The organism is Paraburkholderia acidiphila (assembly GCF_009789655.1).
GTDB lineage: Bacteria > Pseudomonadota > Gammaproteobacteria > Burkholderiales > Burkholderiaceae > Paraburkholderia > Paraburkholderia acidiphila.
In genome coordinates this window covers 2,090,854-2,102,487 of sequence record NZ_CP046910.1, presented here as the reverse complement: position 1 = coordinate 2,102,487, position 11,634 = coordinate 2,090,854, and the positions used below count along the sequence as shown (strand labels likewise).

General features: G+C 63.0%; 11 protein-coding genes. 4 read left to right on the top strand and 7 right to left on the bottom strand.

Annotated elements, in window-relative coordinates; translation table 11 throughout:
• Positions 1 to 45: 45 nt before the first annotated feature.
• Positions 46 to 840, bottom strand: a complete 795-nt coding sequence (locus FAZ97_RS23860; protein ID WP_158760847.1) for an SDR family oxidoreductase — start codon at positions 838 to 840, stop codon at positions 46 to 48.
• A 350-nt stretch (positions 841 to 1,190) separates the two neighbouring features.
• Between FAZ97_RS23860 and FAZ97_RS23855 the strand changes: the two genes are divergently transcribed.
• The 3 genes from FAZ97_RS23855 (at position 1,191) to FAZ97_RS23845 (ending at position 4,367) form a co-directional block, all read left to right on the top strand.
• Positions 1,191 to 2,423, top strand: coding sequence for an ABC transporter substrate-binding protein (locus FAZ97_RS23855; protein WP_158760846.1), 1,233 nt, complete (start codon positions 1,191 to 1,193; stop codon positions 2,421 to 2,423).
• Between the two features lie 196 nt (positions 2,424 to 2,619).
• Positions 2,620 to 3,525: a carbohydrate ABC transporter permease gene (locus FAZ97_RS23850; protein WP_158760845.1), complete on the top strand. Its 906-nt coding sequence runs from the start codon at positions 2,620 to 2,622 to the stop codon at positions 3,523 to 3,525.
• Entirely contained in the window at positions 3,522 to 4,367 is an 846-nt protein-coding gene (locus FAZ97_RS23845) for a carbohydrate ABC transporter permease (protein ID WP_091995905.1), read from the top strand. The genes FAZ97_RS23850 and FAZ97_RS23845 overlap by 4 nt, the downstream gene beginning before the upstream one ends.
• 166 nt (positions 4,368 to 4,533) lie before the next feature.
• Here FAZ97_RS23845 and FAZ97_RS23840 read toward each other — a convergent pair whose 3' ends face one another.
• The 4 genes from FAZ97_RS23840 to FAZ97_RS23825 all read right to left on the bottom strand — a co-directional run bounded on the left by FAZ97_RS23840 (position 4,534) and on the right by FAZ97_RS23825 (position 8,476).
• Positions 4,534 to 5,274 (bottom strand): acetoacetate decarboxylase, encoded by a 741-nt coding sequence (locus FAZ97_RS23840; RefSeq protein ID WP_158760844.1) that lies wholly within the window; start codon positions 5,272 to 5,274, stop codon positions 4,534 to 4,536.
• A gap of 436 nt (positions 5,275 to 5,710) precedes the next feature.
• Entirely contained in the window at positions 5,711 to 5,914 is a 204-nt protein-coding gene (locus tag FAZ97_RS23835; protein ID WP_158760843.1) for a glycine zipper 2TM domain-containing protein, read from the bottom strand.
• A gap of 63 nt (positions 5,915 to 5,977) precedes the next feature.
• The gene (locus FAZ97_RS23830) at positions 5,978 to 6,919 is read right to left on the bottom strand and encodes an AEC family transporter (protein ID WP_158760842.1); all 942 of its coding nucleotides are present in this window, start codon (positions 6,917 to 6,919) and stop codon (positions 5,978 to 5,980) included.
• 69 nt (positions 6,920 to 6,988) lie between these two features.
• Positions 6,989 to 8,476: a DHA2 family efflux MFS transporter permease subunit gene (locus FAZ97_RS23825; RefSeq protein ID WP_199272170.1), complete on the bottom strand. Its 1,488-nt coding sequence runs from the start codon at positions 8,474 to 8,476 to the stop codon at positions 6,989 to 6,991.
• A 234-nt stretch (positions 8,477 to 8,710) separates the two neighbouring features.
• On the opposite strand from FAZ97_RS23825, the gene FAZ97_RS23820 reads away from it, so the two are divergent.
• Entirely contained in the window at positions 8,711 to 9,154 is a 444-nt protein-coding gene (locus FAZ97_RS23820) for a MarR family winged helix-turn-helix transcriptional regulator (RefSeq protein WP_158760841.1), read from the top strand.
• 6 nt (positions 9,155 to 9,160) lie between these two features.
• Here FAZ97_RS23820 and FAZ97_RS23815 read toward each other — a convergent pair whose 3' ends face one another.
• Both FAZ97_RS23815 and FAZ97_RS23810 read right to left on the bottom strand, forming a co-directional pair.
• Positions 9,161 to 10,651, bottom strand: a complete 1,491-nt coding sequence (locus FAZ97_RS23815; RefSeq protein WP_158760840.1) for an aldehyde dehydrogenase — start codon at positions 10,649 to 10,651, stop codon at positions 9,161 to 9,163.
• A gap of 80 nt (positions 10,652 to 10,731) precedes the next feature.
• Positions 10,732 to 11,283: a cupin domain-containing protein gene (locus FAZ97_RS23810; protein WP_158760839.1), complete on the bottom strand. Its 552-nt coding sequence runs from the start codon at positions 11,281 to 11,283 to the stop codon at positions 10,732 to 10,734.
• Positions 11,284 to 11,634 lie beyond the last annotated feature (351 nt).

Below are 11,634 nucleotides of genomic sequence, written 5' to 3'. Positions count from 1 at the left end.
TCGTTTGCGTGAAGTCTTTTCAGGTCGAATCGCCGCGTGCGCGCCTCAGAACGGGTCGAGCGTCAACTCGTTGGCCATCAGCCGGTTGCCCGCCATCAGACCCGCGTCCACGGGCAGCGCCACGCCCGTAATGACACGCGCTTGCGGCGAGGCGAGGAACTGCACGGCGTCGGCGATATCCTCGGGCGTGGCCACGTCGCCGAGCGGATACCACTTGCTTAGTTCTTCGAAGATCTTCGGATGCTGCTCGACGCGCGCGCGCCAGGCAGGCGTTTTCACCGTGCCCGGGCAGACGATGTTCGCGCGTATGCCGTGCGGCCCCAGCTCCATCGCGAGCGCCTTCGTGTAGCTCACGAGGCCCGCCTTCGCCGCGCTGTACGCGGGGTGGCCGAGCGCCGAAAGGCCGTTCACCGAGCCGATCAGCACGAGCGCGCCGCGCCGGCGCTCGATCATCGAGGCGCGCACGGCTTCGACCGTGTAGTACGTCCCGTTCAGGTTCAGGTCGATGTCGCGCCGCCAGTTCGCGGCGTCGGTGTGCGCGAGCGTCGTGCCGAGCGCGCCACCCGCGTTCGCCACCACCACGTCCACCGGTCCGCGCGCCGCCACGCCGCGCGCCACGGCGTCGGCCACGGCGGCCTGATCGCTCACGTCGGCAACGAGCGGCTCGAGGCGCGCCGCGACCGCTGCGCCGAATTCCGCCGCGAATTGTTCTACAAGCGGTTCCACGAGCGCCGCGTCGCGGTCGAGCGCGAGCACCGTATCGCCCGCTTCCAGAAACCGTTTGCACAGCGCGCGGCCTATGCCGCCGCTCGCCCCCGTCACCAGCACCACCCGGCTCATGTCGACTCTCCGTGCGGCCCGCCAGTCTTGCCGCCGGGCCTGAAAATTTCCTACATACGAATGGTGCGCGATCGCCTGGATACGGGTTTATACCGATCCCGCCCCGCGCTGCTGCAGCGCATGAATTTCCCCTGTTTTACAGCATGTTATGCAAATTCCGGCACTCGAAACAATATCGAGATTACCAGGTGACAACACTTTTTTCATCCTGTAGGATTTTTTCAAACAACGCAACCCAGCAGCCGGGTCAAGGCGGCGGCATAAGCAGGAAAAACCACCAGCAACAACAACCCCGCATGGGATGGGACTAAGCGCTACAGCGCCAACTCCCATCGACAAGGAGAGAGAGAATGTCGTTTCAGGCACGTGCAACCACCATGCTCGGCAAGCTCGCCGTCGCGTTAGCGTTCGCCGGCATCACCGCCGCGGCGCACGCCGACACGGTCCGCGTGACCGTCGCCCACTACAGCGACGCCACCGCCCCGTACTTCGAGAAAATGGCCAAGCAGTTCGAGGCCGCCAACCCCGGCATCACGATCAAGATCGAAGACGTGAACTGGGACTCGCTGCAACAGAAGCTGCAAACGGACATCTCCGGCGGCGCCAACGCCGACCTCGCGATCATCGGCACGCGCTGGTTGCTCGACTTCGTGAAGGACGACATTGCCGAGCCGCTCGACCCGTACATGGACGCGAACTTCAAGGGCCGCTTCATCGGTCCGTTCCTCGCCCCGGGTCAGATCAACGGCAAGACTTACGGTCTGCCGATCGCCGCTTCGGCGCGCGCGCTGTACTACAACAAGGACATGCTCGCTTCGGTGGGCTATCCGGACGGCCCGAAGACCTGGAACGACGTGGTCGACGCCTCGAAGAAGCTCAAGGCGAAGGGCATTGCGGGCTTCGGTCTGCAGGGCAAGGAAATCGAAACCGACGTGTACTACTACTACGCGCTGTGGACGCACGGCGGCGAAGTGGTGGGCAAGGACGGCAAGGCGGCTTTCAACTCGCCGGCTGGCGTGAAGGCCGCTACGCTCTACAAGACCATGATCGACGAAGGTCTGACGCAGCCGGGCGTGACGGGCTACAGCCGTGAAGACGTGCAGAACCTCTTCAAGCAAGGCCGCGTGGCGATGATGATCTCGGCACCGTTCCTCGCCAAGCAGTTGAAGAAGGAAGCCCCGAACATCCACTACGGCATCGACCCGATCCCGGTCGCAACGACGCCGGCCACCTATGCAGTGACCGACTCGATCATGATGTTCAAGAACTCGAAGGCCAAGCAGAGCGCCTGGAAGTTCCTGGACTTCCTGTTCACGAAGGAACCGCGCGTGCAGTTCACGAGCACGGAAGGTTTCCTGCCGACCACGAAGGCTGAAGCGACCGACCCGGTGTTCCAGGATCCCGACACGAAGGCCTTCATCGCGCTGCTGCCGCACGCGAAGTTCGCGCCGACCGTGACCGGCTGGGAAGACACCGCGAAGGCTGTGACCAACGCGATGCAGTCGGTCTACCTCGGCAAGGCCAAGCCTGCCGATGCGCTGAACCAGGCCGCCACCGAAGCGAACAAGTCGCTCGGCAAGTAAGCCTGGCAAACCAGTCTGCAAGCAAGCCTTGACGGCAAAACCGGCGCGCGCCCGAAGTTCCCGGCGCGCGCCGGAACGCCTGAGAACCGACGTTTCGAAGCACTGACGATTCGACATGACTACGGGTCCCCTGAAGCCCTCGCCCGCCACAGCATCGGCCGGCGATGCCCCCGACCGAACACGCGCACGAAATCGCATGAGCCGACAACCCCGCGCCGTTTCCGCGCCCCGCGCGCCCTGGCTCCTGATCGTGCCGAGTCTCGTGCTCGCGCTCTTCATCATCAGCTATCCGATCTTCAACATCGTGTATCAGTCGCTGCACGATGTGTCGCGCTTCGGGCAGATTCGCGGCTTCAGCGGCCTGCGGAACTTCTATAACGTGTTCGGCGATCCGGTGTTCATGAGCGCCCTGAGGAACACGCTGATCTGGACATTCTTCGTCGTGGTGGGCACGGTGGGGATTTCCGTGCCGGTCGCGCTCGTGCTCAATCAGGACTTCTACGGCCGCGGCGTTGCGCGCACGATCGTCATGCTGCCGTGGTCCGTCTCGCTCACGATGACCGCCGTGGTCTGGCGCTGGGCATTCAACGACGACTACGGCATGGTCAACGTCACGCTGCAGCGGCTCGGCCTCGTTTCCGGGCCGATCCACTGGCTCGCGACGCCCGAGTATGCGTTCCCGGTTGAGATCTGCGTGGGCATACTCGTGTCGATCCCGTTCACGACCACGATCCTGCTGGGCGGCCTTTCTTCGGTGCCGGGCGATATTTACGAAGCCGCGCGCATCGACGGCGCGAGCGCCTGGCAGCAGTTCCGCCAGCTCACGCTGCCGCTGCTCAAGCCGTTCATCAACATGGCGATCCTGCTGAACGTGATCTACGTGTTCAACTCGTTCCCGATCATCTGGGTCATGACGCAAGGCGGCCCCGACGACAGCACGCATATTCTCGTCACCTACCTTTACGAACTCGGCTTCCGGTTAGGACGACCAGGCGAAGCCGCCGCCGTCTCGCTGATCATGCTCGTGATTCTCTTCGCGTTCTCGGTGGTCTACCTGCGCTTGCAGGCCAAACGCGGCAGCGCCGAAGGAGACCTCGCATGAACCGCAAGCTCAAACGCTCGATCTGGTGCTGGCTCGCGCTCTCGCCGCTCGTCGTGGCCGTGCTGTTCCCGTTCGCGGTGATGTTCTTCACCTCGTTCAAGCCGGCTTCGGAAGTGTTCGTGTATCCGGCGCGCTGGCTGCCCATGCAGTGGCGCTGGCAGAACTACGTCGACATGTGGCAGGCCGCGAACTTCGGTGTCGCACTGCGCAACAGCATTGTGGTGAGCTGTCTTTCCACGGCGCTCGCGCTCGCCGTGAGCCTGCCGGCCGCCTACGCGCTCGCGCGCTTCCCGTTCCGCGGGCGCGGCCTTTACCGCCAGTTCCTGCTCGTCACGCAGATGCTCTCGCCCATCCTGCTCGTGGTCGGCCTGTTCCGGCTCGCCGCGATGATTCCGTATGGCGACGGCAATCTCGTCGACTCGAAGATCGGTGTGATCGTCTCGTACGCCGCCTTCAACATTGCGTTTGCGGTGTGGATGCTCTCGTCGTATTTCCAGACCGTGCCGCGCGATCTGGAAGAATCGGCATGGCTCGAAGGCTGCAGCCGCACGGGTGCCGTGTTCCGCGTGTTCCTGCCGCTCGCGGTGCCGGCCGTGGTGGTCACGGCGATCTTCACGTTCATCAGCGCGTGGAACGAATTCGCCGTGGTCTACACGCTGATCCGCTCGCCCGAGAACAAGACGCTTACCGTGCAGGTCACCGACATGGTGGCCGGCAAGTACACCGTGGAATGGCAGCTCGTCATGGCGGCGACGCTCGCCGCCACGCTGCCGGTTTCTGTGGTGTTCGCCTGGCTGCAGCGCTACATGGTGAAGGGGCTCGCGCTTGGCGCGGTGAAGTAACCGGAAATAGAGAGGGGAGTTCATGGGTGGGCTCGCCGTGGCGGCCCACCCTTTTTATTTGGCTTGCGTGAATGCGTGAGCGCGAATTGCTTGCCGATTCTGCTTGCGGCGCCCGCGATCACTGCCGGTCTTGCCTTCGAGCGCCTTCATGATCCGTTCTCCCCGGTTACTTCGCGAGATAGTCGTGCACGACTTCACCGAGACCCAGGGTCAAGTCCGCGACCAGATGACGAGCCTCGATGATTTCGAGTACCGGCAATTGCGCGACGGGCGCGAGCGCATGCGGCGTGAGATGAAGCGCGGCCGGCCCTGTCCATGCGCCTTTGAGCTTGATGTCCTTCAAGTAGTAGCGCACGAGTTCGCAAACGCGCGGCGAACCGTCCACGTGCGGCACGATCTTGAGCAGGTAGTTGGGCGCGCCAAGGCGCTTGGCCTGCTCGGCCAGATCGAGTTCGCGGTGCTTGTAGCCCATCGTGCCAGTGGCGACACGAACCGGACCGTAATCGAGCGTACCGACCAGCGTGTCGGAGTGAACCGCAAGCGTGGGCGAAGCCAGCTTCTTCGGAAAACCCCAAAGCTCCCGGCCACCGGCAATGGGCGGATGGTCGTCGAGGTACATCGCATGCGTGTAGCTGCCCGGCTGCCCCTGATACTTGACGGGGATGACCTGGCCACTTTCCGTGTAATCGCCAAAACCGGTCGAGTCGGGCATGCGGATGAATTCGTAGCTAACGATTGGATCAGTTACTTCGAGCGGCTCGGGCACGACCTTGCGCAGACTTTCGAGGTCGGTGCGGTAGGTGATGATCAAGAATTCCCGGTCAACGAACTTGTAAGGGCCCAGCGGGTACGCCGGATTGGTGATCGGCATGGCGAAAGCCTTGGATCTTACGTCTTGCATGAGCATCCTCTGTGTGCTGGCGTTGAAGTAGCGTGTTGAAACGGGACGCGCACTGATTGTTGGTGCGTCGCGAAATAAATAATCGGAAAAGTAATTATAAATTCGCTATAAAAATTCGATTTGATGACGATTAATGATCATCAAATAAATGCATTCGCCTTTCGGATGAATGCTTCCAAGACCCGCACGTAGCGCGGGTATTCCCGCACCTTCACCATGAACGACACAGTCGCCATTACCTGTCAGACTCAATCCAAGCCTTTTCAGACAAATTGAATTCTCATTTCGTCGATTAAACGATAATCATCCGATTCCGCTTTTGATAATTCGAATTACGCGGATTCCCGACTGATGAATTGAATCGCCCCGCTCCTCCACGCCGCAACGGCGCCCCCTCGCACGCACGCGCGAGCGCAACATCTCCCCATGCACGAGGCAATGCTCACTTGCTCAGTTCATGTCCGATCACGCCGCCGGCCACCGCGCCGCCGACGGTACCGACCGCGCTGCCATTGGTGGCGCGGTTGCCGACATAGCCGCCCGCGGCGGCGCCGCCCAGCGTGCAGGCTGCCGTGCCAGCCGCAGCGAGCACGACGGCGATGACGAGGGAGGCGCGCGCGGCGCTAAAGCGTCGTAGCCAGTTCATCGTCGATTCTCCTGATCGATGGTTGTGGCTTTCATGCCAGCAAGCATCGTGCCGCGCCGGCTTTCAGGCGTGGTGCAAATGCAGCAGGATCAGCGTGAGCGTGACAAGCGAGCCGAGCGTGGAATGCAAAATGGTGCGCGAAGTCACGTGCGCCTCGCGACGGTAGTACTCGGCGAGCATGAACGGGCCAGTGCCAGTGGGCAGCGCCGCGAGCAGCACCGCGATTTCCACGAGCTGGTCAGACAGCCCGAAAACGCGCTCGGCCAGCCACCAGGTGATGAGCGGCTGCGCGACCAGCTTGGAGAGCGTGAGCCACCACGACGACTCGCGCGGCGCGTCGCCACTCGCACGGCGCTCGGCGAGAAAGAGCCCGAGGCTCACGAGCGCGCACGGGCTCGCAGCGCCGCCTAGCAGCTTGAGGAACGTTTCCGCACTCGCGGGCAGCGTGACGTGCGCGGCGGAAACGACCGCCCCCAGTGCCGGCGCGACCAGCAGCGGATTGCGCAGAAGCGAGCGCACCACCTTGATGGCGAGCCGGTGCGGACGCCGCTCGCTTTGCAGCCCCGTTTCGATCAGCACGATTGCGATGGCGAACAGCACGCAGACCACGAGGATCGTCGCGATGGTCGTGGGCGTGAGACTCGACCTTCCGAACGCGATCATGCACAGCGGGAAACCGACGTAGCCGGTATTCGGATACGCGGCGGCCAGCCCGTCGATGCTAGCATCCGCGAGCGGTCGGCCGAGGAACACGCGCACGCCGACCACGGCGACGAACACCGCGAGCCCGGCAAGGCCGAACGCCGCGACGAATGCAGGCTGATACAGCTCGTGCCACGTTGCGTGCGCAAGGATATCGAACAGCAGCGCGGGCAGTGCGAGCCACACGACGAAACGGTTCAGCTCGGAAGCCGCGGCGGGGCCGAGGACATTCGTGCGACGGCAGGCGAAGCCCGCAAAAATGAGGCCGAAAACGGGCAGGAGAATGGAAACGGCAGAAAGCATCGGGATTCGTGAATGCAAAGCGCGCGGACGTGCCGCGCGCCTGGGTGAAACGAAAAACAAGCGCGGGCGCTAGTCCATGGCCGCGTGACTCGTGTCGACGGTGGCGGCGCTCGGGCCGGTACGGATCAGAAAGAGCAGAGGAATCACGAGCAGCGTCGCCACGAACATCATCTTGAAGTCGTTCAGGTACGCGATCATCTCGGCCTGCTGTGTGATCGACTGATTGAGCACCGCGAGATCGTACCTCGAACCGCTTTCGAGCATCTGCTGAACCGCCGGATTGAACGGCGTGATGTTCGCGGCGAGGTCCGAATGCGCGATCTGCGTGCCGCGCGTGACAAAAGTCTGCACGATCGAAATGCCGATACTGCTGCCGATATTGCGCATGAGGCTATACGTGGCCGTGCCATCCGCGCGCAGTTGCGGCGTAAGCGTCGAGAAAGTCAGCGCGGAAAGCGGCACGAACACGAAGCCGAGGCCAAAACCCTGCACCACGCCGGGCCATACGATATCCGAGGGCGACAGCACGAGCGTGTACTGCATCATCTGCCATAGCGCGTAAGCGGACACCACGAAGCCGAACAGCAGCATGGCACGCGGGTCCACGCGCTTCAGCATGCGACCCGCTATCAGCATCGCGACCATCGTGCCCGCTCCGCTTGGCGCGGTAACGAGCCCCGTGGTGGCGACCGGGTAGCCCATGAGGTTCTGCAGCATGGGTGGCAGCAGCGCGCGCGTGGCGTAGAGCACCGCGCCGATCACGAAGATGAAGAGCGTGCCCGTCGCGAAGTTGCGGTCCTTGAGCAGCTGGTAGCGAAAGAAGGTGCCGGGCCCTGACGTGGCCGTATGCACGATGAAGAACGCGAAGGCAAGCACCGCGACCAGCGCTTCGATGCGGATTTCCAGCGAGCCGAACCAGTCGAGCTGTTCGCCGCGGTCGAGCAAGGCTTGCAGCGCACCGATAGCGAGCGCGAGCGTGGCGAAGCCGAACACGTCGAAGCGCTGCGTGCGGCCCGGTGTGCGCGCGGGCATGAAGGTCGAGACGCCGAAGAACGCGAACAGGCCCACGGGCACGTTGATGAAGAACACCCAGCGCCAGTTGTAGCTATCCGTGAGCCAGCCGCCCAGCGTGGGCCCCAGCACAGGCCCAACCATCACGCCCATGCCCCACACCGCCATCGCCTGGCCCTGGCGCTCGCGCGGGTTGATGTCGAGAAGAATGGACTGCGAGAGCGGCACCAGCGACGCGCCAAACACGCCCTGCAAGAGCCGTGAAGCGACGATCTCGCCGAGCGTTTCGGAGAGCCCGCATAGCGCCGAGGCCACGGTGAAGCCCGCAATCGCCACGCCAAGCAGCCGCTTCACACCGAAGCGATCGGCGAGCCAGCCCGTGAGCGGCGTAGCAATGGCCGCCGCGACGATGTACGACGTGAGCACCCACGTGATTTCGTCCTGCGAGGCGGACAGCGTGCCCTGCATATGCGGCAGCGCGACATTGGCGATCGTGCTGTCCAGCGTCTGCATCAGCGTGGCGAGCATGATCGAGAGCGTGATCATGCCGCGATTGAGCGGGGGTTCCTTGCCCGACTCCGCCCGATGCTGCGCGGCGGCGCCGTCCTGCATGACTGCGGTCATCGTGCGGTTGTCTTGCGGCTAACTGGATTGGGGGGCGGAGCGCATCGAATTAATAAGCCTGCTTATTATACGACTCGCGCCTATGGACGCAATCGGTATCGACAGGCACAGGACGCTCGCGCGAAGGCGCGACCCGCACGCCCGTATAATCGCGCGATGACTACCGACCTCGAAAAGCGCTTTGGCTTCCTTGTCGTCGACGTGGGCCGGCTCTACGGCAAACGTTACGACGAGCTTGCGAAGTCATCGCTCGAACTCACGCGCGCGCAGTGCCGCATGATCGCGTACCTGGCGCACTACGGCGACATGAACCAGGCACGTCTTGCCGAGCTGCTGGAAGTGGCGCCCATTTCCGCCGGGCGGCTGCTGGAGCGCATGGAAGAAGGCGGCTGGGTCGAGCGCACGCCCAACCCGGACGACCGCCGTGAATGGCTGGTGAGCCTCACGCCCAAAGCGGAAGGCGTGCTCACGGGCGCACGCCGCGTGGGCGACGAGGTGCAGGCGGAAGCCCTGGCGGGCTTCACGCCTGAAGAAGCCGAGCAGTTCAGCGCGATGCTTCAGCGGGTGCGCGCCAACCTCGGCGCGCTGGTGGAGCGATAACGCGCGTTAGCGCAGCCGCAAGAGCGTGGACTTGAGTTCTGTGTACTTCTCGAGCGCGTGCAACGACTTGTCGCGGCCGTTGCCCGATTCCTTGAAGCCGCCGAACGGGAAGTTCATGTCGCCGCCCTCGTCGTAGCAGTTCACCCACACGGTGCCCGCACGCAGGCGGCGCGATATTTCGTGCGCGTGCGTGAGGTTCGCGGTCCACACGGCCGCTGCGAGCCCGTAGTCGCTGTCGTTGGCAATGCGCACCGCCTCGTCGATCGTGCTGAACGTAATGACCGAGAGCACCGGCCCGAAAATTTCCTCGCGCGCGATCTTCGTGTCGTGGTGCGTGTCGAACACCGTGGGCTGTACGTAGAAGCCGCCGCCCTCCGCATTCACGCGTTCACCGCCTGTCAACAGCTTCGAATCCTTGCGGCCGGCCTCGATATAGCTCAGTACGCGATCTAGCTGAATCTTGTCGATGATCGCGCCCATCGACACTTGCGGATCGAGAGGATTCCCAGGCTTGTAGGCCTTCGCGGCCTCGACGAGCTTCGCGAGGAACACGTCCTTGATCTCGTGATGGACGAGCAGACGCGAGCCCGCCGTGCACATCTCGCCCATGTTGTAGAAGATGGCGCCCGCCGCTGCATTTGCGGCACGGTCGAGATCCGGGCAATCGTGCAACACGATGTTGGGCGACTTGCCGCCTAGCTCGAGCCACACGCGCTTGAGGTTCGACTGGCCCGCGTACTGCATGATCTGCTTGCCCACGTTCGTCGATCCCGTGAACGCAATGCAGTCCACGTCGCGATGCAGGCCGAGCAGCTTGCCAGGCTCGCCGCCGCCCGGCAGCACGTTGAATACGCCCGCAGGAATGCCCGCCTCGTGCGCGAGCTGCGCCACGCGAATGGCCGTGAGCGGCGACTTCTCCGAAGGCTTGAGCACGACGCTATTGCCCGCCGCGAGCGCAGGCCCGAACTTCCACGAGGCCATCAGGATCGGGAAGTTCCACGGCACGACGGCGGCGACCACGCCAATGGGTTCACGCGTCACGAGGCCCACGAGATGATGATCGGCGGGCACGACTTCGCCGCCGACCTTGTCGATGGCTTCAGCGAACCATTCCACGCAGTAGGCCGCGCCCGGCACGTCTACGGTGGTCGTATCGCCAATGGGCTTGCCCGCATCGAGCGTTTCGAGCAATGCCAGCTCGTCGAGATGCTCGCGCATGAGCGCTGCCCAGCGCAGCAAAACGGCCTTGCGCGCACGCGGATTCAGACCCGCCCACACGCCTTCGTCGAACGCGCGTCGCGCGGCGCCGACCGCTGCGTCGACATCGGCTGCGCCGCAATCGGCGACGCTGGCGAGCACACGGCCGTCGATCGGGCTCACGCAGTCGAACGTGCGGCCCGAATACGCGTTACGGTACGCGCCGTCGATAAACGCGCGGCCTTCGATCGAAAGCGTCGCGGCCTTGTCTTGCCAGTAAGCGAGAGTTTTCTTTTCCATCAGGATACCTCAATGATTTGCGATCCACCTGGCGCGCCGCACTGCGGCGCGAGGTGAAACAGGTTCGCGCGATCAGGGAGTCAGAAGGTGGGCGGCGAGTTGGCCGACACCACTTCGCAGACTTCGTTCGCGCTGGGATTGCGAAACCGGTGCGGGAAGCGGCTTTCGAAGTAGTAGCTGTCTCCGGGGTCCAGCAGCCACGTGGTGCCATCCACGGTCAGCTCGAGTTGTCCGGCGACCACCACGCCGCCTTCGTGCCCCGCATGCACCAGCATTTCAGGGCCAGTGTCGGCCAGCGGCTGATAGACCTCGCGCATGATGCCCATGTTGCGGTCCTTCATATTCGCACCGGCCAGATAGAACTCGATCGATTCGTTGCCGAGGTTCGGCATTTCGCCGCGCCGCGACACGACTTCTGTCCCTTCGCTCAGATCAAATGTGAAGAATTCGGCGAGGCTCATCGGAATGCATTCGAGCAGCTTCTTGAGCGAGCCCACCGAGGGGCTGACGCGGCTTTGTTCGATCAGCGAGATCGCACCGTTGGTCACGCCCGCACGCTTGGCGAGCTCGCGCTGCGATAAACCATAGCGTTTGCGAACGTAGCGCAGGCGCGTGGCAACTTCGGATGACACAGAGGCAGACTCGGACACGATGAAGGACCGTTAGCAGGGCGTGTAGGTGACGCGGTGGGCGTGTTGAATATTCTAATCAGTTTGCTTTATTTTGCGTCGGTACAAACCCCTGTAAGTTATTCGAAATATAAGGACAGGTGCCGATATTTCGCACAGCGTGCTATTTCGCAGGGCTCTCGGGGAAAGTGCTGACATCAAAAACTTGAAAAAATAATTGACGCCCTTTTTGGCTCGTATATGCTGAACCACAGGTCGAACACTGCATCGTTTCTGTCGCGTTGCAACGCAAAAACCGCGTTTTATGCGAGAAACATAGCGAGTCGGCTGAGTTTGGAAAGCAATACATCGATG